Annotated in this window: 23 protein-coding genes; 11 read left to right on the top strand and 12 right to left on the bottom strand. The window is 62.2% G+C overall.

Annotated features, from left to right (window positions below; translation table 11 throughout):
- The first annotated feature begins 19 nt into the window (after window positions 1–19).
- Window positions 20–1,243 carry an acyl-CoA dehydrogenase family protein gene (locus OIM99_RS16000; RefSeq protein WP_311851429.1) on the top strand — a complete coding sequence of 408 codons (1,224 nt, stop codon included), beginning with the start codon at window positions 20–22 and terminating at the stop codon, window positions 1,241–1,243.
- Window positions 1,244–1,253: 10 nt separating this feature from the next.
- Here OIM99_RS16000 and OIM99_RS15995 read toward each other — a convergent pair whose 3' ends face one another.
- A complete protein-coding gene (locus tag OIM99_RS15995) occupies window positions 1,254–1,853 on the bottom strand; it encodes an NADPH-dependent F420 reductase (RefSeq protein WP_409371521.1) in 600 nt (199 codons plus the stop codon).
- 228 nt (window positions 1,854–2,081) lie between these two features.
- Between OIM99_RS15995 and OIM99_RS15990 the strand changes: the two genes are divergently transcribed.
- Together OIM99_RS15990 and OIM99_RS15985 are read left to right on the top strand one after the other, a co-directional pair.
- Entirely contained in the window at window positions 2,082–2,978 is an 897-nt protein-coding gene (locus tag OIM99_RS15990) for a LysR family transcriptional regulator (protein ID WP_311851427.1), read from the top strand.
- A 111-nt stretch (window positions 2,979–3,089) separates the two neighbouring features.
- On the top strand, window positions 3,090–4,694 hold the full coding sequence (locus OIM99_RS15985) for a multicopper oxidase family protein (RefSeq protein WP_311851426.1): 1,605 nt from the start codon (window positions 3,090–3,092) through the stop codon (window positions 4,692–4,694).
- 382 nt (window positions 4,695–5,076) lie between these two features.
- Here OIM99_RS15985 and OIM99_RS15980 read toward each other — a convergent pair whose 3' ends face one another.
- The gene (locus OIM99_RS15980; RefSeq protein WP_311851425.1) at window positions 5,077–5,916 is read right to left on the bottom strand and encodes a hypothetical protein; all 840 of its coding nucleotides are present in this window, start codon (window positions 5,914–5,916) and stop codon (window positions 5,077–5,079) included.
- Here OIM99_RS15980 and OIM99_RS15975 point away from each other — a divergent pair.
- Window positions 5,910–6,779, top strand: a complete 870-nt coding sequence (locus OIM99_RS15975; protein WP_311851424.1) for a hypothetical protein — start codon at window positions 5,910–5,912, stop codon at window positions 6,777–6,779. The genes OIM99_RS15980 and OIM99_RS15975 overlap by 7 nt on opposite strands.
- A 33-nt stretch (window positions 6,780–6,812) precedes the next feature.
- Here OIM99_RS15975 and OIM99_RS15970 read toward each other — a convergent pair whose 3' ends face one another.
- From OIM99_RS15970 to OIM99_RS15955, 4 genes are all read right to left on the bottom strand, one after another.
- A complete protein-coding gene (locus OIM99_RS15970) occupies window positions 6,813–8,924 on the bottom strand; it encodes an EAL domain-containing protein (protein WP_311851423.1) in 2,112 nt (703 codons plus the stop codon).
- A 341-nt stretch (window positions 8,925–9,265) separates the two neighbouring features.
- On the bottom strand, window positions 9,266–9,679 hold the full coding sequence (locus OIM99_RS15965; RefSeq protein ID WP_311851422.1) for a GFA family protein: 414 nt from the start codon (window positions 9,677–9,679) through the stop codon (window positions 9,266–9,268).
- 13 nt (window positions 9,680–9,692) lie between these two features.
- The gene (locus OIM99_RS15960; RefSeq protein ID WP_311851421.1) at window positions 9,693–10,334 is read right to left on the bottom strand and encodes a DUF5074 domain-containing protein; all 642 of its coding nucleotides are present in this window, start codon (window positions 10,332–10,334) and stop codon (window positions 9,693–9,695) included.
- Between the two features lie 96 nt (window positions 10,335–10,430).
- Window positions 10,431–11,651 carry a helix-turn-helix domain-containing protein gene (locus OIM99_RS15955; RefSeq protein ID WP_311851420.1) on the bottom strand — a complete coding sequence of 407 codons (1,221 nt, stop codon included), beginning with the start codon at window positions 11,649–11,651 and terminating at the stop codon, window positions 10,431–10,433.
- A 132-nt stretch (window positions 11,652–11,783) separates the two neighbouring features.
- Here OIM99_RS15955 and OIM99_RS15950 point away from each other — a divergent pair, with 132 nt between their 5' ends.
- Window positions 11,784–12,542, top strand: coding sequence for a DUF899 domain-containing protein (locus tag OIM99_RS15950; RefSeq protein WP_311851419.1), 759 nt, complete (start codon window positions 11,784–11,786; stop codon window positions 12,540–12,542).
- Between the two features lie 7 nt (window positions 12,543–12,549).
- Window positions 12,550–13,317 (top strand): DUF2182 domain-containing protein, encoded by a 768-nt coding sequence (locus OIM99_RS15945; RefSeq protein WP_311851418.1) that lies wholly within the window; start codon window positions 12,550–12,552, stop codon window positions 13,315–13,317.
- Window positions 13,318–13,326: 9 nt separating this feature from the next.
- Here the strand turns inward: OIM99_RS15945 and OIM99_RS15940 are convergent, their stop codons facing one another.
- The gene (locus OIM99_RS15940) at window positions 13,327–14,118 is read right to left on the bottom strand and encodes an SDR family oxidoreductase (RefSeq protein ID WP_311851417.1); all 792 of its coding nucleotides are present in this window, start codon (window positions 14,116–14,118) and stop codon (window positions 13,327–13,329) included.
- A 107-nt stretch (window positions 14,119–14,225) separates the two neighbouring features.
- Here OIM99_RS15940 and OIM99_RS15935 point away from each other — a divergent pair, with 107 nt between their 5' ends.
- On the top strand, window positions 14,226–14,831 hold the full coding sequence (locus OIM99_RS15935; RefSeq protein WP_311851416.1) for a helix-turn-helix domain-containing protein: 606 nt from the start codon (window positions 14,226–14,228) through the stop codon (window positions 14,829–14,831).
- Window positions 14,832–14,840: 9 nt separating this feature from the next.
- Here the strand turns inward: OIM99_RS15935 and OIM99_RS15930 are convergent, their stop codons facing one another.
- Entirely contained in the window at window positions 14,841–16,703 is a 1,863-nt protein-coding gene (locus tag OIM99_RS15930) for an FUSC family protein (protein WP_311851415.1), read from the bottom strand.
- A gap of 153 nt (window positions 16,704–16,856) precedes the next feature.
- Here OIM99_RS15930 and OIM99_RS15925 point away from each other — a divergent pair, with 153 nt between their 5' ends.
- Both OIM99_RS15925 and OIM99_RS15920 read left to right on the top strand, forming a co-directional pair.
- Window positions 16,857–17,204 (top strand): metalloregulator ArsR/SmtB family transcription factor, encoded by a 348-nt coding sequence (locus OIM99_RS15925; RefSeq protein ID WP_311851414.1) that lies wholly within the window; start codon window positions 16,857–16,859, stop codon window positions 17,202–17,204.
- Between the two features lies 1 nt (window position 17,205).
- The gene (locus OIM99_RS15920) at window positions 17,206–17,667 is read left to right on the top strand and encodes an SRPBCC domain-containing protein (RefSeq protein ID WP_311851413.1); all 462 of its coding nucleotides are present in this window, start codon (window positions 17,206–17,208) and stop codon (window positions 17,665–17,667) included.
- A 5-nt stretch (window positions 17,668–17,672) separates the two neighbouring features.
- Here the strand turns inward: OIM99_RS15920 and OIM99_RS15915 are convergent, their stop codons facing one another.
- Entirely contained in the window at window positions 17,673–18,341 is a 669-nt protein-coding gene (locus OIM99_RS15915) for an isoprenylcysteine carboxylmethyltransferase family protein (RefSeq protein ID WP_311851412.1), read from the bottom strand.
- A gap of 118 nt (window positions 18,342–18,459) precedes the next feature.
- Here OIM99_RS15915 and OIM99_RS15910 point away from each other — a divergent pair, with 118 nt between their 5' ends.
- Window positions 18,460–18,927, top strand: coding sequence for a hypothetical protein (locus OIM99_RS15910; protein ID WP_311851411.1), 468 nt, complete (start codon window positions 18,460–18,462; stop codon window positions 18,925–18,927).
- A 21-nt stretch (window positions 18,928–18,948) separates the two neighbouring features.
- Here the strand turns inward: OIM99_RS15910 and OIM99_RS15905 are convergent, their stop codons facing one another.
- Together OIM99_RS15905 and OIM99_RS15900 are read right to left on the bottom strand one after the other, a co-directional pair.
- Window positions 18,949–19,935 carry a tripartite tricarboxylate transporter substrate binding protein gene (locus OIM99_RS15905; RefSeq protein WP_311851410.1) on the bottom strand — a complete coding sequence of 329 codons (987 nt, stop codon included), beginning with the start codon at window positions 19,933–19,935 and terminating at the stop codon, window positions 18,949–18,951.
- A 5-nt stretch (window positions 19,936–19,940) separates the two neighbouring features.
- On the bottom strand, window positions 19,941–20,729 hold the full coding sequence (locus OIM99_RS15900; protein ID WP_311851409.1) for a cyclase family protein: 789 nt from the start codon (window positions 20,727–20,729) through the stop codon (window positions 19,941–19,943).
- 315 nt (window positions 20,730–21,044) lie between these two features.
- Between OIM99_RS15900 and putA the strand changes: the two genes are divergently transcribed.
- Window positions 21,045–24,734: a trifunctional transcriptional regulator/proline dehydrogenase/L-glutamate gamma-semialdehyde dehydrogenase gene (putA, locus tag OIM99_RS15895; RefSeq protein ID WP_311851408.1), complete on the top strand. Its 3,690-nt coding sequence runs from the start codon at window positions 21,045–21,047 to the stop codon at window positions 24,732–24,734.
- 202 nt (window positions 24,735–24,936) lie between these two features.
- Here the strand turns inward: putA and OIM99_RS15890 are convergent, their stop codons facing one another.
- Window positions 24,937–25,557: a TetR/AcrR family transcriptional regulator gene (locus OIM99_RS15890; protein ID WP_311851407.1), complete on the bottom strand. Its 621-nt coding sequence runs from the start codon at window positions 25,555–25,557 to the stop codon at window positions 24,937–24,939.
- Between the last annotated feature and the right edge of the window lie 16 nt (window positions 25,558–25,573).

Here is a 25,573-nt window from a genome sequence, read left to right as displayed (position 1 = left end):
CTTTTGGGAGGGAGCCGACATGCAACAGGAAGCGACACGCGTCGTCGCCGTTCAGCCGCTGGCCACGCGGCCTGACTTTTCCGACATCATCGCCCGCATCCGAAAGCTCGCGCCGGAGATCGACGCGCGGGCGTTGAGCACGGAGAAAGCCAAGCGCGTTCCGGCGGAGACCATGGAGGCGCTGCGCGACGCAAACGTATTTCGTACCATGCAGCCCAAGCGCTTCGGCGGCTACGAATATGGTCCCGCCGAGCTGGCGCAGATCGGCTTCGAGCTCGGCCGCACCTGCGGCAGCACCGGCTGGTGCGGCACGCTCGCGGTGTGCTTCGGCTGGATGACCGCCTTCTTTCCGCTCGAAGCGCAGCAGGAGGTCTGGGACAACGCCGACAATCTGCTCGCCGTCTCCTACACGCCTTCGCCGACGGTCGAAGTGGTTGACGGCGGCCTCAGGGTTTCGGGCAGTTGGCCCTGGGCGAGCAGCGTCGACAGCGCCGCCTGGCTCATCCTGGCCGCCTTGATCCCGAACCGGGAGGGGCCGCCGGCCATCGCCTGGTGCCTCGTGCCCATCGGCGACGTCACCATCGATCACGAGAGTTGGAATGTCAGCGGCCTGCGCGGTACGGGGTCGAAGACCGTACACATCACCGAGCCGGTGTTTGTGCCGCAGCACCGCGTGCTGCCGCTGAGCGTCGTCTTCTCCGGCCAGGTGCCGGGCCTTGCCGTGCCCGACAATGCGCAGGCGCGCTTCGGCTATCCGACCTTTGGCCCGACCGCTCTGGTCGCGCCCATCGTCGGCATGGCGCAAGGCGCGCTCGATGCCTTCACAGAGAATGCGCGTGACGCCAAGCGGATGACGCGGCCCGGCGTGTTCGAGAAGGTCGCCGACCAGCCGATGACCCAGAGCCTGATCGGCCGCTGCGCCGCGCGCCTCGACGCCGCACGTACATTAATGGTGACCAGCCTCACGGAGGGCCAGGAGGTGGTCAGGCGCGGCGGGACGCTCGAGATCGAGCAGCGCGTGCGCATCCGCCGCAACCATGGATTTGCCGGCCGCACCGCAGCCGAGGTGGCGAGCGACATTTTCACCAAGTCGGGCGCCTCGGCGGCCGACGAGAAGAACCGCGTTCAGCGTTTTTGGCGCGATGCCACCGTCGCCGCCCAGCACGCCAGTCTCGACTGGGACGCGCTGTCGGCGCTTTACGGCACGCAGCAATTGGGCCTGCAGCCGCAGGGGGTGTTTTAAGGAAGGGCGATCACGGCTCCTTCTTGAACACATCCTGGAAGATGAGCGGGCCCCAGATGCGGCCGCGGGCGTGTATCAATGCGCCACCCTCGTCGAGCTTTCCGAGCTTGATGGGGGCGAAGCCGAGTTGTTTGGCGAGGGTCGCCACGGGGGCGACCGCGTCCTCGTCGTCAGAAGACAGAAAGACGACGCGGTGGCCGCCCTCGACGATCGGATCGGCCGCGAGGGTGGCTGCGATTAGGTGATTGAAGCCTTTCACGAGCCTGGCGCCGGTGAACGCTTTCGCGACGAAGGCAGAGGACAGCAGGCCGTCCTGTTCCTCAAGGGGCGCCAGCGAATTCATCGCGTCGATGATCGTCTTGCCTTTCCAACTCGGCAGGGCCTTCGCAATCTCGCGATGCTCGCCGAACGGCACCGCCAGGATAATCGTGTCGGCCGCAAGCGCATCCCGCAGCGGTTTGGCTGTGACCGTGGGGCCGATCGCCCGCGCCTGCGGCGCCAACGCCTCGGCCGGCTGGCGACTTGCGACTGTGACCTCGATGTTCTTGCGGGCAAAGGCGTGGGCGAGGGCCTGGCCGACCTTGCCGAAGCCGATAATGGCGGTGCTCATCATGTTTCTCCGATCCGTGTTGATATTGATTTGCCGGCCTTCGGGGCGGCCCGAGAACTGCGAGATGGGTCCGCCGGTGTCGGGCGTGGAGTGTGGAAGCGCGCACAGCGGTGGTGCGAAATCGATCCGGCCCGAGCTGCGACGATCGCCGTACTGCTATTCGATGTGATAGAAACAGGCTTTGGCAGGCGCGCCATGCGGTGCCGGATTGCACCATGATCGACTGGCATGATTGACTGGGACGACGTTCGCTATTTTCTTGCCGTCGCGCGCGCAGGCTCGGTGCGGGCTGCCGCCGAACGCCTGGGGGTGAACCACTCGACCGTGCTCCGACGGATCGCCCAACTGGAGGAACGGCTCGGGGCGCAGATGTTCGAAAAGCTGCCTTCGGGCTACCGCCTGACGGCCGCCGGCGAGGAGGTCCTCGAACTCGCGGAGCAGATGGAAGCCTCGTCACACCAGCTGGAGACGCGCGTCTTCGGCCGCGACCAGGGCGTGCGCGGGCTTCTGCGGGTGACACTGGCGCCGCCGCTCGCGACCCATCTGCTGATGCCTGATTTCGCCGAGTTCGCGCGGCTGCATCCCGACATCGAGATGGACATTTTGTCGTCGGGCGAGCTGGTCAATCTGACCAACCGCGAGGCCGACGTGGCGATCCGCGTCGTCTACGACCGCAAAACCCTGCCGCTCAATCTGCACGGCCTGAAAGGACCGGAGCTGTTCGGCGGTGTCTACATGTCCCGCGACCGGCTCGTCGCGTGGCGTGCGGGCGCGCCTGATCCCATCCGGTGGATCGTCATCAGCATGCATGGCATTCCCGATTGGGCCAGCGCGGGTGATGTCCGCACCACGGGGGTTCCGTTCAGGGTCACGGACGCCGAGGCGCAGATCGTTGCCATAAGGCAAGGGCTCGGGATCACGACGCTGCCGTGCTTCGTCGGCGACGCCGACCCTCTATTGGTGCGGGTGCCGGGCACCGAGCTGCACATGTATGGAACGCTCTGGCTTCTCACCCAGGGGGAGAGCCGCAAGACGAAACGCGTGCGGCTCTTCACGGAGTTCGTCTCCGGCAGGCTCGCCGCCTACGCGCCGCTTCTCGCGGGGCTGTCCTTCTCGGGCGACTGACGCGCACGTTACGTTCGAGAATTCCGGTGTCGGTGGCGGCGGCTCTCCGCCGCTTTCATGCTGAATTTACCCGCGCGGTATAGGGATGAGGGATCGGGTGTGGGGGATGCTGTGCTGGGAAATTCGAACGAATACGATGCCGTCGCCATCGCTGCGCGCATCAATAAGCTGTCACGGCGCCAATGGCTCAAGGGCAGTGTCGGGGCCGGTGCACTGTTGCTGACGGCCGGCGTGGCCCGTGCGCAACACGCCGGTCACGCCGACCATGGCACTCGAGGGCAAATGGACATGTCGCCGGCGCTGGGCCGGGTGGCGGATACAGTGGTGCGCACCTTGGATCAGCCGCTGGTTGAGCCGCAGGTGCGCCGCTCCGTCAATGGGGTGCTGAGCACGACCTTGCGCGTTGCTTATGCCTATCGGCACATTGGCGGCGTCAGGCTTTATGTGAGGTCTTATGAGGGCGGCAGTCCGGGGCCGACCTTGCGCATGAAGCCCGGCGAAACCTTGCGCATCAAGCTGATCAACGATTTGCCGCCGAATCGCGATGCGATGCCAGCCGACATGAGCCGGCCGCATCAGTTCAACAACACCAATTTCCACTTTCATGGCGGCCATGTCAGCCCGAGCGGCATCGCCGACAATGTCATGCGATCTATGGCGCCGGGCTATAGCTACGACATCGAAATCAAAGTGCCGAAGGATCACACCAAGGGCACCTATTGGTATCACCCGCACCACCATGGCAGCGCCGATGTGCAGATGTCGAGTGGCATGGTTGGCGCTCTCATCATCGAGGGCGATTTCGCCGATGTGCCGGAGATATCGGCGGCCCAAGAACGCCTGCTGGTGATGACCCAGGTGGTGCACGACGCGCATGGCATGATCGAGAATTTCGAGACGCTGTTTCCAGAAACCGCGACACGCTTTCTGGCGATTAACGGACAACGGCGGCCGACGATTGCCATGCGGCCTGGCGAAGTGCAGCGCTGGCGTATTCTCAACGCGGGCTATCAAGACGACATGCTGCTCGATCTGGAAAAGCACGACCTGCATGTGATCGCTTATGACGGCATTCAACTGGGCGCGGTGCAACCCCTCAAGCAATTGCTGATCGCGCCGGGCCAGCGCGCCGATGTTTTGGTGCAGGCCGGTCCCGCTGGCACTTATGCGCTGGAGGCCATGCCTTACGATCAGGGTCATCCTTCGCCGACGGGGTCTCTCGCCCGGGTGGTGGTCTCGGGCGCGCCGATGACCATGAAACTGCCGGGTGCCTTGCCGAAACAGCCGTTGGAAAGCATCAAGGCTTCCGAAATCACCAACCGTCGCACGGTGACCTTTTCAGCCACAGCGCCGGAGGCGGATGCCGCCGGCCATTGGCAGGAATTCGAATTCTTCATAGATGGCAAGAAGTTCGATCCGCGCCGCATCGATCATCGGGTCAAGCTCAGTGCGGTCGAGGAGTGGACGATTGTCAATACGCATGAGCATGACGATCATGTCTTTCACATCCACACCAACCCGTTCGAAGTGGTGTCGATCAACGGCAAGCCGCTCGCCGTGCCGCAATGGCGCGATACGGTGATCGTCGAGCGCAAAAGTGGCGAGGTCGTGTTGCGCTCGCGCTTTGTCGATTTTACCGGCATCTTCATGGTCCATTGCCACATGATGAACCATGAGGAGATGGGCATGATGCAGACGGTCGAAGTCTACGAATGAGAAGAATTTCGGTAGGTCATGGCAACGGCGGCGGCTGCCGGGCAGGGGCCGACCGTCGAGCGGGTGCAGCTGCCGCTCGATGCAGTGAGGCCGGGTGGGGAGCAGGTTGCTGCTATGGCGGGCTGCTTGCCGGGCCCTGGCTGCTCAGAAATGAATAGAACAAATCAAGAACAAAAAATCGCCACCCTTCCTTCGTATTTTCTCGGCGAGGACGAACCTGCGGCATGAAGCGCCGGCGGGGCGATCGCCACCCTCATGATCTTCTCCAGCAGGGGCTGGGGAGGGGTGGCGGGCGAAACTGAGGAACAACCCCATGCAAGGCGCATTTCCTCTGCATTTCGGGAGCGGAGATCGAGCCGGACCGGCGCTGCCTTCTGGCGTTCTATTTCGCGCCGGTGCCCGCCACCGCCGCCGCGACATCGGCCAGGAGAGCACCGGTTGTGGGATCGATCACACCGTCGACGCAGAGGTTTTGCAGCGCTTGGCCGTTCTTGGCCCAGCTATATTTTACGCCGCTGCATTTCGGCGACGGGCCGGCGCTGTCGTAGGCGTAAAAGAAGACGTGGCTGATGTTCACGGGCTTCTGCGCCGTGCGCAGTGTCGCCACCACGTCGCGATTGAAGGCTTGGATGGCGCCGGCGCGGTTCATGGCTGGCGTGCGGCCGCGCGCGTCGGCCTTGTTGAGATCGCCGGCGCTCTGGCCCTGCGCGTCATATTGAAAGTACCGGCGCTTACCGTTCCACCAGCTCGAACTCGACGGATTCCATTCGGTGATCCAGAAGGTTTTTTTGTCGAGATGCGGGAAATGCGCGGCGGCGTTGCGCAGCATGCCGGTGGCGTCCGCGATCATGTCGAACGTCGTGTCGGCCACGGGATAGAGATGGGTGCCATAGCCGTCGACCCATTGGGTATAGTCGATGCTCTTGCCATTGACATCGCGCGCCTCCGCCAACGCCGCGATGAGCGGCGTCGCGGCGGGCAGGGAATTGCCGTAGGTAATGATCTGAGCCTGCGGAAAAGCGCTGCGAATAGCGGCGGCCGCCGTGGCGAGGAACGGGCCGTAGCCGTTGACGAAGGTCTGTACCTGCATAGGGCTCAAGAACCATTGCCAGTGATGCTTGGCCCATTCGGCGCTCGTCGGGCTGTTGGCATTGTTGCAATGGAGATCGAGTTCATTGCCGATCTCGAAGGCCTCGATCGTCTGGCAGTATCGAGATGGCACGCGAGGCGGCGCTGCTGGCTCAGAAGCCGCAATTTCTCTGGCCTTCATCATCGGTCCTGGTGGACCTCGCCCGTTCCAGCGGCGTGAAGATCGCGCGCGACCAGGTGATCCTCAATTCGCCTATTGTCGTCTACTCCTGGGATAGAATCGCAAAGGGATTGGTCTCGGCGGGTTTTGCGCAGGCTGATGGCCCAGCCCGTTTTCGTCTCGACCTCGCCAAACTGCTCGACGCAGTTCTCCAGAACAAAAGCTGGTCGAGCATCGGCGTGTCCGATCTCTATGGCAGCGCGCGCCTCCTTTCGACGAATCCCAATCGATCCAATTCCGGTTTCATGTTCGCCGGCCTCGCGGCCAATCTCTTGGGTGGCGAAGTCGCGACTTTGACTTCTCTTGGCAAGGTCGGAAGCCAAGTCGAAACCATATTCGCCTGCATGGGTTATAAACCGAGTTCTTCGGGCAAGATGTTCGAAGATTACCTCGCCGGCGGTCCTGGCGCTCAGCCTTTGGTGGTCGGCTATGAAAACCAGTTGATCGAATGGGTGTTGGAGGATGCCGCACGCTGGCGGCGGCTCGATGCGACGGCGCCCGCGAAACCCGTCATCCTCTACCCGCAGCCGACCGTTTTTTCCGCGCATCCGCTGATCGCCGTGGACGAGAAGGCCGAAGTCTTGATCGAAGCGCTGATGACCCCTCGGGCCCAGGAGATCGCCTGGAACATTCACGGTTTCCGTGGTCCACTCGGCACGTCCGGTGAGTTGGACAATCAACTGATCGGCGACCGCATCCTGCCGCACATCGACTCGTCGACGCCCATGCCGGATTTCCGAACCATGCTGGCCTTGATCGATCGGCTGGCAGGCTGACCGTCAAGGACGCGCCGGGTTTGGATGATCGTCTCAAGCCGCCGAGCCGATCGCTACGTTCGTGGCGGCTTTATCTGCCGCTTTCATCTTCGCGGCCACCTCTTTCAACGCTTCCGGCGTGATCAGCGTGAGCTGGCCCTTGGCGACGAGATCGGCGAGGGGCGCGGGACGGCCGAGCAGATAGCCTTGTGCTTCATCGCAGCCTTCGTTGGAGAGCAGCGCGAGCTGGCCGTCGGTTTCGATACCTTCGGCGAGCACCGAAATGTCGAGGCTTTTGCCGAGCGCCATGACGGCGCGGACGATGGCCCGGGCCTGCGGGCTCGACTCGACTTCGCTGACAAAGGAGCGGTCGAGTTTGATCTTGTCGAAGGTGAAGGTGCGCAGCGTGTCGAGGGAAGAATAGCCGGTGCCGAAATCGTCGAGCGCCATGGCGACGCCGAGGGCCTTGATCTGGTGCAGCATGCGCAGTGCGCGCTCCTTGTCGGCGAAGATGGTCGACTCGGTCAGCTCCAGTTCGAGGCGGTCGGGTGCTAGGCCGGTTTCGGCGAGCACGTCGGCCACCAGTTTCGGCAGATCGGCATGGGTGAATTGGGCGGGCGAAATGTTGACCGCGATCTTATAAGGCTGGGCCCAGGTGGCGGCCTGGGTGCAGGCGGTGCGCAGCACCCACTCGCCGATCTGCAGGATGAGACCGTTGTCCTCGGCGATTGGAATGAATTCGGCCGGCGAAATGTCGCCGCGCTTCGGGTGTTTCCAACGGGCCAGCGCCTCGAAGCCGAGGATCTGGCCAGTGGGGATCGAGGTCTGCACCTGGTAGTGGAGACTGAGTTGGCCGGTCTTGATCGCCTTGTGCAGATCGTCGGCCAGGGCGCGCCGCGCGCGGGCGGTTTCGTCCATCGACTGGTCGTAGAAGCAGATCACTTTGCCGAGATCGGCCTTGGCGCGATACATGGCGAGATCGGCATTGTTGATCAGCGCCGCCTGATTGGCTGCATTGTCGGGATAAAGCGCGACGCCGATGCTGGCACCGGTGACCACTTGATAGCCGTCAATGGAAATGGCCTCGAACAGAGCCGTCTGCAACCGGGCGAGGAAATGGGTGAGGGTGCCGTCGTTGCGGATGCGCTGCACGGCGGCGAATTCATCGCCGCCGAGCCGGGCAACGAATTCGCCCTCGCGCAACAGCTCGTTCATCCGCTGGCCGAGAATCTTAAGCACCTGATCGCCAGTGCTGTGGCCGCGCTGGTCGTTGATGTCCTTGAAGCGGTTGAGGTCGATGCCGACGAGTGCCAGTTTGCCGCCGCTGCTGTCGATATGTTCGATTTCCTGTTCGAGCCTCGTGTTGAAACTCACGCGATTGGGCAGGTTGGTCAGGCTGTCGACCATGGCCATCTGGCGCAGGCGTTCGTAGGATTCAGCCCGCAGGCTGTCGTCGATGAAATAGCTGGTGATGCCTGCGCCCAGAATGACGATGGCGACGCCGGCAATGGCGAGCGCCAGCGCCTGCATGGCATCGGGGTTGGAATAATCGCCGTCGATCAACAGCGGATAGACCTGAAAGGCCGTCATCGCGGTGAAATGCAGGCTGACGATGGCGGCCACCAGAATGCCGGCAGCGAGAAACTGGCCGCTGGGCGTGATCTTATTCATGGCGACGCGCAGTGCCAGGCTGGCGAAGACGACCGACAGAACGATGGACACGATCAGATAAGGCATGTTCCAGGAAACGAGGCCCTGAACGCGATAGCCCATCATGCCGGTATAGTGCATGGCGACGATGGCGAGGCCGATGAAGGCGCCGCCCAAAGTCGGCGCGGCTCTGACGACGTTGCTGGTGGAGGCTACGAGGCCGATGGCGCCGCCGATGATGGCGACGAGCAAGGAGACGATCGTCAGGACCGGATCGAAGCCGATGGGCACGCCCGGATCGAAGCCGAGCATGGCGATGAAATGCGTGCACCAGATGGTGGCGCCGAGCGAGACGGCGGTGAGGACATGCCAACCCAGCCTCTGCTTGCCGCTCGAGGTGGCCGCGCGGTGAAACAGACGGATCATCACCCAGGAGCCGACGACGCAGATGGCGGCGGCAATGAGAACCAGCCAGACGTTATGGCTTTCGGTGATGCATGAAAGAACAGTCATCATGCGAGGATCACGCTTATTGAGTTTTGTTGAGCCAAGCAGTTCCGGCTGACATGCCAGGTGGTCTCAAAAGTCTGAGCAAGGCGACACTGACATCAAGAGATTGGCCGCACCCCTGCGTCATCTGATCCGGAATCCCTTAATATCCCATTGCGATTGCTGTTCTAATTGTGAGGAGGGCGCTTGGTCTGCTTTGGCATTGTCACGTATTTACGACGTTAGGTTAATGCGCGTTAATCCTGGTGCGTCGGCTGACTGGTGGATGTCCGGAGCTTGCCCAGTGACTGCCCAGGCGGATTGCTCGAGTTTGGCGGCGAGATTTTGTCTCGCCGCCGTTTTGCAATTCATCCTTGCGGCATGCGTTCGAAAGCCTGCAAAGCGGGATCGACCCTGTCCCAGGCCTGGGCCCTGACGGCGTAGGTGACCGCCTGCGGCTTGAACTGGCTTGCGTCGTCGAGGCTGGCCGCGTTGATGGCCACGAATGGCATGGCGGCGAAGGTCAGATAAACTGGCGTGCCGCATGTCGGACAGAAGGCTTGGAACTTGTCGTTGCCGCTGTCGGCGGTCATCCGCCAGGTCTTAGCTTCCCCGGTGATGGTGACGCCGGAGCGATCAGGAAACGTCAGATAGGAGCCATGGCCGGTGCCGCTGCGTTGCTGGCAATCGTGGCATTGGCAGTGGTTCTGGAAGATCGGTTCGCTGCGGGTTTCATAGCGCAGCCCGCCGCAGGCGCAGCCGCCGGAATAGCTTTTGTTCATGGCCACCTCCCGGCTATTTCGCGGCACGTGGACGACGCACGACCCGTACCTTGCCGGTGGTGCCGCCACCGCAGAAGAAGCGGCCCTCGCCGTCGGATTCGAGGCCGGACATGCCTATGCCTTCCGGCAGGTCGATCTGCTCGATCATGTTGCCACTTTTGGGATCGATACGGCATAGCGCGCATTCGTCGCCCTCCCATGTGCCGTGCCAGAGTTCGCTGTCGACCCAGGTGACGCCAGTGACGAAGCGGCTGGTTTCGATTGTGCGCCGGATGGCGCCGGTCTCGGGATCGATCTCATGAATCTTGCGGTCGCGATATTGGCCGACCCAGAGCGAGCCTTCCGCCCAGGTGAGGCCGGAGTCGTTCCCGCCGCCCGGCGCCGGGATGGTGGCAAGCACTTCGCCGGTTTGCGGATCGACCTTCTGAATGTGGCTCTCGGCGATCTGATACAGATGCCGGCCGTCGAATGCGGTGCCGGCATGGGCTGGAATGGCGAACGTGCGCACCATCTTGCCACTGTCGGGATCGAGTGCGTTCAATGCATCGCCCAAGGCGATCCAGACATGACGGCCATCGAACGATACGCCATGCACTTTGTCGAAGCCGGGAAAAGGCCCGTATTCGCGGAGGATTTCGGCGGCTGATCTTTTCATGCGTGATCCTGGGCTGTTTGCATCCAATCGTTTCGGAATCAGCTCCAGCTCCCTTGTGTTGATGAGGCGAAGGCCAATCCTTCGCTGGTTTCTGTTTTAGTCGCCTGGCAGTGGGGCTGGGAGTAACAAGGTTGTCGTGAAACCGGGCACAGGCGGCGTGAGCCAGCGACGGGCGCGGCCGCGCCCGAAGAATTGCACTTTGTCGGTGGCGGCCAGCGCATCGAGCGCGCGCTGTACATTGCGCTGGCTGACGCCGAGCGCCAAGGCAAGCGCGGAGCTCGACCAGGATTCGCCATCGGCTAGGAAAGCCAGCACGGCCGCATGGGTTTCCTCGACGGGCCGCGCCAGGACGACGACCTTCAGGTGACGTCGTGTCTGTAATTTGAAACCGCTTGCCGTCGCGTTGATATCGGCGAGCGGTTTGAGCAGGCGCCGCAGCCGACCGATCTCGACACGCAGGCGCGCGCGATGCGATTCATCGGCCTCCTTGGCGCGGAAAGCTTGGGCGACGAGTGCATCGCGCGAGACATCCGCCGGCCAGGCTTGGGCCAGAGCGCGCACAAGTGCGAAAAGAACCGGGCGCGTGGCGAGCGAGACGATGATGTCGCCGCTGCGCACCGCGTGGCGGCAGGCATCGACGACACAGGCTTTTGAGGCAAAGAGCGCTTCGACATCGTCGAGCAGGAGCGGGCGTTCCTCGCCATCGGCGATCAATCGCGCAGCGGGCGCGTTCAACAGGCGCGTAGCGCTTTCGACCTCCGCCGTTAAAGCCGGAATATGCGCTCGCCGCGTTGCTTGTTCGGCGGAGGCGAGGGCGGTGCGGGCCGCTTTGGTGTTGAGCCGCCGCATGGCGATGCCGGCGGCGACCAGTTCATAGGTGGCGCGCAGCGCCGGCTGCAAGGGTTTAGGATCGAGATCTTTAAGCGCCCGTTCGGCCTCGTCCAGCCGGCCGAGGAGCAGCAGCCGGCGCAGGGTCAGCAGTCGCGCATGGGCGGCATTAATAGGATCGTCATGCGCTTCAAGCGTGGCGTGCGCGCTATCGAGCGCCTTGACCGGCCAGGAGAGATCGCGCGCGGCAAGCGCGATCTCCGCTTCGGCGACGATGCAGCGGGCGCGGGCCATTGCCTCGCGTTGGCCGAAGGCGCGGGCAGCCCGGCGCACCAGCGCCTTGGCGCGGGGCAGGTCGCCAAGTTGCGCCATGGCGATGCCGCGCAGTGCCAGAGCTGGGGCATCCTCGCGCAGCGCCACGCGTTTGAGCGCGCCAAGCGGATCGCCGGCGGCCAGAGCCCGTGCCGCCGCCGTGATCAGCGAGTCCATTCAGGTTCCAGTCCCGCTTGTCGCAGAAATCCCGCCAAACTTGTCACTCCCACCGGTCGCCGCTTCGGGACTACCACCCTTTCAGGATGCTGGTTCAAGCGCCAGCAGGGTTCCTGACAAGAGGAGACAGCGATGACGACACGCAGAACCGGAACACGTCAAGAGTGGCTGAAAGCGCGGGTGGATTTGCTGGAAGCCGAGAAGGAGTTTTCGCGTCGTGGCGATGAGCTCGCGCGGCGCCGGCAGGAATTGCCATGGGTGCGCCTCGACAAGGATTATCGCTTCGAGACGGAGGCCGGCAGTGCTTCGCTGGCGGATCTGTTCCAGGGCCGCTCGCAACTGCTCGTCTATCACTTTATGTTCGGGCCCGATTACAAAGCCGGTTGCCCATCCTGTTCGGCAATCGCCGACGGATTCAATGGCATCGCGGTGCATCTTGCCAACCATGACGTGATGCTCTGGGCCGTGTCGCGGGCGCCGCTCGCCAAGCTGCAAGACTATAAGCAGCGCATGGGCTGGACGTTTCCCTGGGCTTCCTCATCCGACACCAGTTTCAACTTCGATTTCGACGTCTCCTTCACCGAGGAGCAGCAGCGGCAAGGTGTCGAATATAACTATCGACGGCAAGGGATACGGGATTGGCGTAATGTCGGCGGTGCCGAATCCCAGTTCGCGTCGATGTGCGGCGTCGACGTGCCGACCTATCATCGCGAACGGCCGGGCCTCAGTGCTTTCGTGCGGGAGGACGAGGTCGTCTATCACACCTATTCCGCCTATGCGCGCGGCGTTGATGGCGTGTGGGGCATGTATTCTTGGCTTGATCGTGCGCCCAAGGGGCGCAACGAGCCGGGTGTATGGTGGCGGCGCCACGATGAATATGCCTCGGTCTGAGGGCGCGATGGCCCTCGTTCGTCGTCCTGACGACAAGGACTGCGACGCGCCGTCGTGGCGATGGATATTCCTTGTTGTCTTCGCGCTGCTGTTTATCGCCAATGTCGCTTTGATGGTCGTTTGGTGCTCGTCGATGTCCGGTATGGGTGTCATACCCATGCCGGGCGATTGGGCTGTGTCGATGATGTGGATACCGATGTGCGGGCAGACGTGGCTCGATGCGGCTGCGTCCTTCGTCGCCATGTGGATCGTCATGATGATGGCGATGATGTTGCCGTCTTTGGCTTGGACATCGTGGCACGCAGAACTGGACGCCATTGATTTAGCTCTGCTGTGCTTGGGGTATTTTTCCGTTTGGGCTTTCCTCGGACTGACAGTCTTCATGGTTGGCGCCGGACTGGTTGCGGTCGCGATGCGACTGTCAGCCTTCGCGCAATTCATGCCATTTGCGGCTGGCGTGTCCGTCCTGCTGGCAGGTATCTTTCAATTCAGCGTCTTGAAGGTGCATTTTCTCGCCGATTGTAGTCAGGTGCTGCGAAGTGCGCCGGCTTTTCGTCAGGGCTTATCGCTCGGCAGCCATTGCTGTTGCAGTTGCGCCGGTCTGACAACGGTTCTTCTTGTCTTCGGTATGATGGATCTGCGGACAATGGTGGCCGTGACAGCTGCCGTTACCGCTGAACGCGTCGTGCCGGCGGGCATGCGCATCGCCCACGCGACCGGCGCCCTTGCCATCGGGGCAGGGGCATTGATGATTGCGCGGGCGGTGGCGGGATAGCCGTTCGCTTTAGGCCGCCTTGGCGCGGTAGCGTTCGGCGGCGTGGCTTTGCGCGAGATTTGGCAGCATGGCTTGGCGGGCGGCTTCCAAGGTATTCCACTGATCGGCATTGGGTAGCGGCGGGATCGTGATGAGTTCGCGGCGGTCGAAACCGACCAACGCCGCATCCACCAGCTCATCTGCTTCCATGACGCCGGTGAGGGTATTCACATCGCGGCCGGAGCGTTCCCAGATTTCGGTGCGGGTGGCGGCGGGCAGAACGGCCTGTACGTAAACGCCCTTGGGGCCGAGTTCGAGATGGAGACCCTGGGTGAGAAACAATACGAACGCCTTGGTCGCGCCATAGACGGTGAGGCCGAGTTCCGGCGCGAGCGCGACGACCGAGGTGATATTGATGATCGCGCCTTCGCCTGCCTGGGCGAAACGCGGTGCGACTGCATTGGCGAGCCGGGTGAGGGCGGTCACGTTCAGAGCGACCAGATTCGCCAGCTCATCGCCGGTCTGCTGCAGGAAATTGCCGTGCGCGGCGGCGCCCGCGTTGTTGACGAGTATGCCGATGTGCTTGTCGTCGCGCAGGCGGGTTTCGACCTTGGCGAGATCGGTATCCTTCGTCAGATCGGCTTGCAGAATATCGATTTTGACGCCGGCCTCAGTGCGCAGGCGCTTGGCAAGCTCCTGCATACGGGCGGCATCTCGAGCCACCAGGACGAGATCATGACCGCGGCGGGCGAAACGGTCGGCATAAATGGCGCCCAGGCCCGTCGAGGCACCTGTGACTAGAACGGTTGGCTTCTGGCTCATGGATAAGCTCCTGCTTGCTTTATTGATGATGATCATCATATAAATTAAACATGATAATGATCATGTTTGGAGTCAAGGGGTGATCAGGGCGAAAGCCGGAGAGAAAAATGAAAGTCAGTCGTGAACAGGTGGCGGAAAACCGGCGGATGATTTTGGACGCGGCCGGCCGGCTGTTTCGGGAACGGGGCTTTGAAGCCGTGACGGTTGCCGAAATCATGCAGGCGGCTGGGCTGACCCATGGCGGCTTCTACGGCTATTTCACCTCCAAGGACGATCTCATCGCCCAAGCCCTCGCCGAGGCTCTGGCGAATTCCTCCATTCGCGCCGATGATCTTGCCGGCTATGCGGCCAGCTATCTGTCGCCAGGTCATCGCGACGATCGCGCTTGTGGTTGCGCGACGGCGGCGCTTGCCGCCGACACGATCCGTCAAAAAGACAGCGCGCGCAGCGTGATGACGCAGGCCCTCGAACAGCAGATCGAGCGATTGAGCCGCATCGCTTCCGGTCGCACGGCGGCCCAGAAGCGTAACGCCGCCGTCGTCAATTGGTCGACGATGGTCGGTGCACTTATCCTGGCGCGTGCCAGCGACGATCCCGTCTTGTCGGATGAAATCCTCGCCGACACGCGGGCCTGGCTCGCGGCGCAAAGTGGCAAACAAGACAAAGCGCCGGCGCCGCGCAAAGGGCGTAAGAAAACGACGAGTGCGCGATAAAGATCGTTCTCATGCCGCTTGCGCGACGAGGGATTTGCCGACGTTTTGGATTTCACCCGACAGAAAATCAGGGAGTTCATTGAACGTGAGCGGCCCCCGGCCGGAGTGCACCGCTGCGCTGAGTTGCCCGAGGGCGGCGGTCGTTGCCGTCAATTCGGCTTGTGTGAGCGGCGGCTTTTCGGCCTTGCCCTGTTCGGCCGCCTGTTCGATGGCCCAACAGGCGGCAAGCGTTCGATAGGCGAGGCGCTGCGTGGCAACGACCGTCGGCCATAGATCTTCCGCCGCGTCCTGCTGCCGCGACAGGCCGCCCATTTCGGTCTCGGTCGATGTGACCAGGACGAAGACTTCGTGCTGGAGCGTGCTACGGGCACGCCGCGCCGCCGGCGTCGTCACCTGGCCGGTGGCGACATGTTGAAGAACGTCCTGCAGGGCTTTCAGGGTTTCGGCGATCTCCTGGCGAATGGAGGCGGCGGGGCTGCGGGGGGCCGTAAGGGCATGGACGATCAGCGCGATCAAACAGCCAACGAGCGTATCGATGCCGCGCGCCCACAGCAGGTGACTGTCGTCTGCCATGGGTCGGCCGCCGGAGGCGATCAAAAGCGCGATCGCGGTGATGAAAACCACGGCCAGGGCATAGTTGCGCGTCACCGTGACCTCGATGATGTATTGCAACAGCATCATGGTCGCCACGAGCCAGAGGCCTGTCGGGTGCAGCGTCAGAATGGCGGCGGCGAGGCATAGGCCGACGAGCGTGCCGCTCATGCGTTCGAGGCCACGCTGCAATGTGCGGATCCAGTCCAGCCCCTGATGCAGCATCAAGACGGCAGAGGCCATCACCCAATAAGCATGTTCGAGACTGAAGGCCGCACCAACTACACCGGCCACCGCAACCGCAAGGCCGACGCGCAGGGCGCTGCGTAGGGCAGGCGACCGCGGACTGAGATTTTCACGCAGCAATCCCTTGAGACCAGGGCGGCCGAGGGGCACTTGCGGCGGCTCGGTGCGTTCGCGATCGGCACGCAAGGATCTGGCGGCCGTACCGATCTCGCGGGCGCGGCTCGCGACAGCATCGAGTTTCTCTCTTGGCTGGCCGGCGGCATTGATGCAGGCGGCGAACAGCAGATGCAGTTCGCGATTCAAATCCCGCAAGTGGGCCAAAGCGCCATTGGGGCGCGGCTTGGGCGGCTGCAAGCTGACGAGCACGGCCCAGGCCTCATGCAGCGCGAAGGCTGCGCCATGACGGGCGTTGTCTTGTCCGGCGGTACCGGTGGCTTGGGCAAAGAGGGCGACGGCTTTGGCGGCATTGGCGACGGCCGCCTTTTCTGGTCCGCGCGGCGAAAACAGGGCGCCGGCCATGTGCAGGATCCACGATAGCGTGCCGCCCGCCAAGACGAGCAGGCCGATCTGCCAGACGGCGATATGGGGCGCCGGCAAAGCGGTGCCCGCAGCGCAAGCAAGCACGAACATATAGGCGCCGGGCGGACCGATCCGGAAAGCATTGCAGATGAACGTGGCGGCGACCGAGAGCACCACGACCAGAGGCACCACGAGCCAGGGCTCGGCCTGGGCCCAGGCGCCGAGGCTGACGACGAGACTGAAGGCCACCGCGATCCAGGCCACGACGGCCGCGCGGTTTTGATAAGGCCGGTCGGTGGCATAGAGCGCGGTGAAGGCGCCGATCGTGGCGAGCATGCCGGCCGGCACATCGCCGGCGAGCCAGCCGGCGGCGACCGGCAGGCCCATGCTCAGCGCGGCTCGCAAAGCCGCCGGCCAACGGGGCGGGGAAGGGCGCAGCTTGAAGAGGGCGCCCATGCGCAGGACGGATTTGGGCGGCGGCGGCGTATCCGGCAAAGCAGAAGCAGGAGGACTCATACGCGCATCGTAGGGGGCATCATCAGGCTTGCAAGACAGACCACAGGGAAAACAGAGCGCTGAAAAAGCCGTGAGATCATCGGTCTCCAGCGTTTTGCTACGATTGCGGTGTTCGGTCTTGACTTTTATATTGCTATTTGGCTATATAGCTAAATGGCAATTTTAAGCAGGCCGACGGAACGGCTCGACCAAACGTTTTACGCCCTGAGCGATCCGACGCGGCGGGCCATCCTTTCACGTCTCGCTTCCGGTGAGGCGACAGTTTCTGAACTGATGGAGCCGTTCGCGCTGAGTCAGCCGACGATTTCGAAACATCTGAAGGTTCTTGAGACTGCTGGCTTGATCGAAGGCGGTCGGGATGCGCAACGGCGTCCGCGCCGGCTCGCGCCCCTCGCCATGAAGGAAATCGCCGAGTGGATCGAGCCTTTCCGGGCGCAGTGGGAGGCGCGGTTCAACCATCTGGAGGCTCATCTCGCTAAGAGAAAAAAGCAGGAGAAGTAACATGCCAGCTCAGACACAAATCCAAGCAGGGATGGATCTTGAGATTGATCGCTCCACCCATACGATCAGGCTGACGCGTGCCTTCAAGGCGCCGCGAGAGCAAATCTTCGAAGCATGGACCCAGCCGGAGCAGGTGACCGCGTGGTGGGATCCAGCTGGCCAACCACTGACCGTCTGCGAGATCGACCTGCGGCCCGGTGGTGCCTTTAAGTTTTCCACCAAGGGCCATCCCGAGATACCCTTCACGGGGACCTATCGCGAGATCGCGCCGCCCGATCGGCTGATATTCGAGGCGATGGGCGCTTTAGGTCGCGTCATTCTGCAGAACCTAACTGGCGGAACCCACATGGTGGTCGAAATTGAGTGTCGCTCCGCCGAGCAACTGGAGCAGTATCTGAAGATGGGCATCGACAAGGGCACATCGCAGACGCTCGATAATCTCGTCGCCTATATGCGACGCTGACAGTCTTACCACACGCCCGGCACCAGCCGGTATTTCACTCGCTGACGATATGTATCGTAATCGGTGAATTGCCGGCGCAGGGTTTCCTCCTCTCCGACCGATCGCCAGGCGAGAGCTAGGCTGAGCAGAACGGAAAGCCACAAGCCGTGCCAGGAGCCGAGGAGAAGCGGCAGGCCGAAGAAAAACAGCAACGCGCTCGTGTACATCGGATGGCGCACCAGAGCGTAGGGGCCGGTGTCGACGACTTTCTGACCTTCCTGAATCTTTACCACTGGCGCGGCGAAGGTGTTGGCATTGAACGTCCAGGTAACGCCGGCGAATTCCAGCAAGATGAGCAGCGTACCTATAGCTTGGAGCCACATGGGGACAGCCGAGAAGCCAGAACGCGCCGCATCCCATGCCATGAAGGCGAGCCAGCCGAAGAAGAGGACCACGAACAGACTGAGGAAGATCTTATCCCAGGTCGCCTGACCGCGCTGGATCGGCGAACCCATGCGTTCGCGCAGCAATTGCGGGCTGCGCTTCGACAGCCAGAGAACCATTGCCAAACCGCCGCCTGCGAACAAGACCAACATCACCCAGGCGCCGGGATAAGCGAATGTGCCGGCGGGCCAGAACAGCAACGCCGCCATGAAGACCGTCCAGACGATCAACTGCAGGAAATAGCGGATCATGGATCGCTCCTTTTAGTCTGTGCTCGGATCGGCCGCTGGAGCGAGGCGAAGTCCAAACGCGAGCCGAAAGCGCAGTGGACATTCTGATATAATTTAGTATATTCGATATATGCCGAATATGTCAAATATAGAGCCGGATCAACGACGTTTTATCGACGGGATCGCTCGTCTGTTCGTGCCGTGGGGCGTGCCGCAGACCGCCGCCAGTCTGTATGGCTATCTGCTACTCTGTCCGCAGCCGGCTGATCTGGATGAAATCGCGCGCGATCTTGAAATCAGCAAGAGCAGCGCCAGCGTCGCCGCGCGGCTCCTGGAGCAATACACGCTGGCGCATCGTCTGCGCGTACGCGGCAGCAAGCGTATCCTCTACGAAGTCTCGGAAAATTACGAGGAAATGCTGACCCAGCAAAGCCGTCTTCTGGAAGCGCTGGCCAATCAATTGCTGGCAGGGGCGCAGATGAGCCGGTCGAAGAAGATCAAACAGCGGTTGAAGGAAATCGCCGCGTTCAATTTGGCGGCGCGTGACGCGATGGCGGAGATGTTGCAGGCGATGAGCGCCAAGCGCCGTGGGAGCGCCGGGCAATAGAGTTGCCCGGCGCGTGAGCGGCTAGTTGAGCCGGATGTTGTTCTTTTGAATGACGTCGCTCCATTTGCGACCTTCATTCTCCAGGAAGCGGCCGAAAGCCTCGGGCGGCTCGTCGACGGGCACGAGCGACTGTGCGTCGAGCCACGACTTTAGATCGGGCGTCTTCAGCGCGGCGCGAACGGAGGCGTTGAGCTTTTCGACGATCGGGCGCGGCGTGGCGGCCGGCGCCAGCATGCCGACCCAGGATTGCACCTCGAAGCCCGGGTAGGTGGTGGCAATGGTCGGCACATCGGGCAGGACCGGAATGCGCTGCGCCGTGGTGACAGCCAGCGCCTTCAGCTTGCCGGCGCGGATATGTTCCAGCACCGACGGCACGCTGACGAACATCACCTGCACCTGACCGGCGACGATATCGGCGATCGCGGGTGCGCCACCACGATAGGGCACGTGGGTGATCTTGATGCCGGCGATCGTATTGAACAGTTCGGTGGTGAGCTGGTTGGAGCTGCCGATGCCAGTCGAGGCATAGTTCAAAGCGTCGGGCTTGGCCTTCGCCAGCGCGACCAGTTCGGCGACCGAATTGGCGGGGACCGACGGGTGCACGACCAGCGCGAGCGGCGATGTCGCGATCAAGGCGACCGGCGCCAGATCTTTATGCGGGTTGTAGGAGAGTTTATAGAGCTGGTCGCTGACGGCATGCGTGTCGAACGTGGTCAGGAGCGTATAGCCGTCGGGGGCGGCACGGACGACTTCGACCGTGCCGACGGTGCCGCCAGCGCCGCCCTTGTTCTCGATGAGGAACTGCTGATTGAAGGCGGTGGAGAGCCGGGCCGTCAACGCGCGGGTGGTGTTGTCGACGATCCCGCCGGCCGGGAAGGGCACGATCACGCGGATCATCCGCTCCGGATAGGTCTGTGCCGCGACGGACTGTGGCAAAAGGGCGGTGCCGAGGCCGGACAAGGCGAGAGCTGCGGCGCGGCGACGGGTGATCGAAAACTTATGAGACACGGGCTTCAGCCTTCCAGAATGGCGACCGCACGGCACCAGGCCGCCGATCCGTTTTTGATTTTGATGGGGAAGCAGCTCACGGTGAAACCGTGCGGCGGCAGTTGGTCCAGATTGGTCAGTTTTTCCATCTGGAAATAGCCGATGTCGCGACCGGCCTTGTGGCCTTCCCAGATGATCGCCGGATCATGGTCGCGCCGATAGCGTTCGACCACGAATTTGAAGGCCGGATCCCAGCTGTAGGAATCCGTGCCGACCACGCGCACGCCCCGTTCCGTGAGCCACAAGGTCGCGTCGCGGCCAAAGCCGCAGGCGCTTTCCCAATAGTCTTCCAGGCCCTGGCGGGCGCCGGCGCGGGTGTTGGCAAGAACGATGTCGAGCGGCTGCAGGGCGTAGCCGATGCGCTTGAGTTCAGCCTCGATATCGGCTGATGTCACCACATAGCCGGCGTCGAAATGGCGGAAGTCCAGCTTGACGCCGGGCCGCTGACACCAGTCAAGCGGCACTTCGTCGATGCCAGGCGCCGGACGGCCGCCGGCAACAAGGGCATGATCGGTCGTCGGGTGGTAGTGCCACGGCGCGTCCATATGCGTGCCGGCATGGGTCGACAGTTCCATCTGTTCGACAGCCCAGGCCTTGCCTTCCGGCAGATCCTGCGGGCCGATCCCGTCAAAAAGTTTCGAGAACAGATCGAACGATTGATCGTGATCGACATAATGGATTTTCGGCCGATGGTGGGGCGGCGAGGTCGGCTTGTCTTCGAGAGTGACGGAAAGATCGATAAAGCGGCGTGCCATCTGTTCAGCCAAGTCTGTTCAATCATGTCGTTGATTAGGAGCCGGCTGGAATCCAGGCCGCCGCGATAGCCGCTTGTGGCCTCCGCGCGCGTCAAGCCATCCCCGCGTGTCCCCGTGTTGGATTGCTTATTCATTCATGGCGTTACGGTTGTCAACGGCGCTTTGGACGCATGCGTTGCGAAAAGGAGAATTCGGAAACAAATAAGTGCTATGCTGCACTGATGTCGCAGGAGAGCCATCATGTTGCCCGCGCAGCGAAATTAATATCCGATCAGGTTCCGAAATCGTCTTTTCCATTCCTCGCGGGTTGACGTGATGACAAGCGCCGAAGTCGAGAAGCCGCTTCCCGCCGAACAGGTTTTTCCGCCATTCGCGCCACCGATCGCGCCGCGCAATGCCTTGCGAGAGGCGATTACCGCGCATACGCGTGCGCCCGAAGCCGATTGCCTCGCGACGCTTCTCCAGCGCGCCACTTTCGATGCTGGGACGCAGGCTGAGATCGCCGATCTAGCGCGTCGGCTGGTCGTCGCGGTGCGCGGCAAGCCGAAGGCCTTCAGCGTCGGCGAGCTGATCCAGGAATATTCGTTGTCGAGCGAGGAGGGCGTCGCCCTCATGTGTTTGGCGGAAGCTCTGTTGCGCATTCCCGATGACGAAACGCGCGATGCCTTGATCCGCGACAAGATTTCGACCGGCGATTGGCACGCCCATCTTGGCCACAATCGTTCGTTGTTCGTCAATGCGGCGACCTGGGGGCTTCTCGTCACCGGCAGGCTCACCGCCACGGTCAACGCCACGGGCCTGTCAGCGTCGCTGCGGCGCTTGATTCATCGCTTGGGTGAGCCGGTCATCCGGGGTGGCGTCGATGTGGCGATGAAGATGATGGGCGAGCAGTTCGTCATCGGCGAAACCATCACGGCCGCGCTGCATCGCGCACGTCAGCAGGAAAGCGTGGGGTTTCAATATTCCTATGACATGCTGGGCGAGGCGGCTTTGACGGCGGCCGATGCCGCGCGCTATTTCAGGAGTTACGAGCAGGCCATCCACGCCATCGGCAAGGCGGCGGCGCATCGTGGCGTCTATGCGGGACCCGGAATTTCGATCAAGCTTTCGGCGTTGCATCCACGCTATCAACGTTCGCAGGCCGGACGTGTGATGCGCGAACTGTTGCCGCATGTGAAGGCGCTGGCCGTGCTGGCGAAAAGCTATGACATCGGTCTGAATGTCGATGCCGAGGAGGCCGACCGGTTGGAGCTGTCGCTCGATCTGCTTGAAAATCTTGCGACGGATGCGGAGCTTGGCGGCTGGAACGGCCTGGGCTTCGTCGTCCAGGCCTATGGCAAGCGTTGCCCTTATGTCGTCGATTTCGTCATCGATCTGGCGCGGCGCAGTCATCGCCGCCTCATGGTGCGCTTGGTCAAGGGCGCCTATTGGGACGCGGAGATCAAGCGCGCGCAGGTGGATGGGCTTGAAGACTTTCCGGTCTTTACCCGCAAAGCCCATACGGACATTTCCTATATCGCCTGCGCCCGCAAGCTTTTGGATGCGGTCGATTGGGTCTTTCCGCAATTCGCCACTCACAATGCGCAGACATTGGCGACGATCTTCCATCTGGCCGGGCCCGAGTTTCATATCGGCAAATATGAATTCCAGTGCCTGCATGGCATGGGCGAGCCGCTTTATTCGGACATCGTCGGGCCGGACAAATTGAACCGGCCTTGCCGCATCTATGCGCCGGTGGGGACGCATGAGACCTTGCTGGCTTATCTCGTGCGCCGCCTGCTGGAGAATGGCGCCAATTCGTCTTTCGTCCATCAAATCTACGACGAGCATGTGGCGATAGAGGATTTGATCCGCGATCCGGTCGCCATCGTGCAAAACGAAGAGAGGCCAGGCGAGGGGCATCCGGCTATCGCGCTGCCGCCCGATCTCTACGGAAAGACGCGCCGCAATTCGCATGGCCTCGATCTGGCGAACGAAGATGTCCTGGCATCGCTTTCGGATGCCTTGCAGATGAGCCGGCAGACCCGTTGGGACGCTCGTCCTTTGCTGGTGCGGGATATCGTCGCCGAGACGGCGCGCCCGATCCTCAATCCTGGCAATCGGGCGGATCACGTGGGCTGGATCATCGATGCGCTGGAAGAAGACGCGCGGCTGGCGGCGAAATCCGCGGTTGAGAGTACATGGCCGTCGGTGCCCTTGGCGCAGCGGGCCTTATGTCTTCGGCGCGGCGCCGATCTCTTGGAACAACGGCGCCTGGAGTTGATACCGCTGATCATGCGCGAGGCGGGAAAATCAGCGGCCAATGCGGTGTCGGAAGTGCGTGAGGCGGTCGATTTCCTGCGCTATTATGCGGAGCAGGCTGAGGCGACTTTGCAAACTGGGAGCAAGCCGCTTGGGCCGGTGGTCTGTATCAGTCCATGGAATTTTCCGCTGTCCATTTTTACAGGCCAGATCGCGGCGGCGCTCGTCGCCGGCAACGCGGTGCTGGCAAAGCCGGCCGAAGAAACCCCTTTGATTGCCGCGGCCTGTGTCGGGCTTTTGCACGAGGCGGGGGTGAGCCGGGACGGCCTGCAATTCATCCCGGGCGATGGGACCATCGGCGCAGCCCTGGTGGCGGCGCCGCAGATTGCCGGTGTCGTCTTCACCGGCTCCACCGAAGTCGCCAAACTCATCCAGGCGCAATTGACCAGCCGGCTTTCGCCAGAAGGCCGTATCATTCCGTTGATCGCCGAGACCGGCGGCCAGAATGCGATGATCGTCGATTCCTCGGCCCTGCCGGAACAGGTCGTCGCCGACGTCCTGTCATCGGCTTTCGACAGCGCCGGGCAGCGCTGTTCGGCGCTGCGTGTGCTCTGCTTGCAGAACGATGTGGCCGAGAAAACGATGGACATGTTGCATGGCGCTTTGCAGGAGCTCGATGTCGGTACGACGGAGCGGCTTGCCAGCGATGTCGGTCCCGTCATCACTGAGGAAGCCGCGCAGACGATCGGCAATCATATCATCCGGATGGGGGCTCGTGGTCACGAAGTCCGTCAGGCCGGGCTCGATCCATCGACCGAAAACGGAACCTATGTGCCGCCGACCGTCATCGAGATCGACGACATCGAGGAATTGCAGCGTGAGGTGTTCGGCCCGGTGCTGCATGTGGTGCGCTATCATCGCGATGACCTCGACGCTTTGATCAGGCGGATCAACGAGACGGGGTATGGGCTGACTTTCGGTCTGCACACACGCATCGACGATACCGTCGCTCATGTGTCGGAACGTGTCGAGGCCGGAAATATCTACGTGAACCGCAACATCATCGGTGCCGTGGTCGGGGTGCAGCCCTTCGGGGGGAGAGGATTGTCGGGCACGGGGCCGAAGGCCGGCGGCCCTCTTTATCTGCATCGTCTGGTTTCCCAAGCCGGCGTCTTGCCGAAGCTTGTCACGGCGCTGCCGAATGAGGTTTTGCATCAATTCGTGTCATGGCTCGAACGCATGAGATTGATCCGTGCTGCAAGGATCGTCGGAGATTTCGTAGATCGCTCGCCTTTGGGTTTCACGCAATCGTTGAAGGGGCCGGTTGGCGAAAACAATCTTTACAGTCTGCGATCACGCGGTCGTGTCTTGGTGGTTCCCCAAACCGAGCTGGGCTTGCTGTGTCAGATCGGCGCCGTGCTGGCGACAGGTAATGACGCCGTCATCGATAGGCAATCGGGCTTGCAAGAGAGGCTTGCGAACTTGCCGGCGGTGGTTGCCAGCCGTTTGTCCTGGTCGAGCCAATGGGGAAGCGACGGACCATTCGCAGCGGCGCTCATCGAGGGCGAAGCGGACATGGTGCGTGCTATTAACGCGAAAATCGCCGCTTTACCTGGCCCGATCCCCATCGTCCAGGCGGCGACGTCCGAGGAAATTCAGGCCGGCCCGAAGGCCTATTGCCTGCATTGGCTGGTCGAGGAGACGGCCACGTCGATAAACACGGCGGCGGCGGGTGGCAATGCCAGTTTGATGGCGCTGAGTTAAGTGCTTCAAAGTGGGATATCCGTCATTGCGAGCGGAGCGAAGCAATCCAAGAGTCAGGGTGAAGGGCCTTGAACACAAATGAACGTGCACCGCAGGTGTTTCTGACGCAACCACACGCGTCCCTGGATTGCTTCGTCGCTCCGCTCCTCGCAATGACGGAGCTGCGAGATTTCGCCTAACTGTGTAGTGCTATAGATCGACGCTATTTCGGCGGCTTGGACGGTTTCAATCCGATCGCCTGTCGGCAGAAGGCGAGCGTGGTGGCCACAAGGGCCTTGCGGCTCATCTTGGAATTGTTCGAAACGGTATCGTCGACTGCGCCGTGCAGCGCGTAGAACAGCATGGTCGCGGTCAGCCGCCCATCCTTCACCGCCCAGGCGCCTTTGCGCGCGCCGTCCTGCAGCAAGGTTGCTAGCTGCAGAATGATGGGATTGTCGTGCTGGATGCGATGATGAATCGGGACGGATTCATGGAAGACCAGATCGTGCAGCGGCACTTGATCGAAATAGCCGCGCATGGCCGCTTCGATCCAGGCGTCGAACCGCTGATCCCAATCGTCAGGCGCAAAAGGTTTAAGAGCATCCTCGAGGCTTTGACGGAAATCCTCGATGAAGCGGGCCTGCAACGCCAGAAGCACGTCATCCTTGGTCTTGAAATGCAGATAGAACGTGCCCTTGGCGACGTCGGCGACCTTGACGATTTCATCGACGCTGGCGGCCGAAAATCCCTTTTCGAGAAAGAGCGCCTGGGCAGCATCCATCAGCTCTTCGCGGCGTATTTCCGCAGGCTTGGTGCGCGGCCGTTTGGCGGTGATTTCGGTCATTGTTCAGGCTGATCCG

Origin of the sequence: Methylocella sp. CPCC 101449 (genome assembly GCF_031921685.1) — a bacterium.
Lineage (GTDB): Bacteria > Pseudomonadota > Alphaproteobacteria > Rhizobiales > Beijerinckiaceae > Terripilifer.
This window is presented reverse-complemented; position numbering and strand designations above follow the sequence as displayed.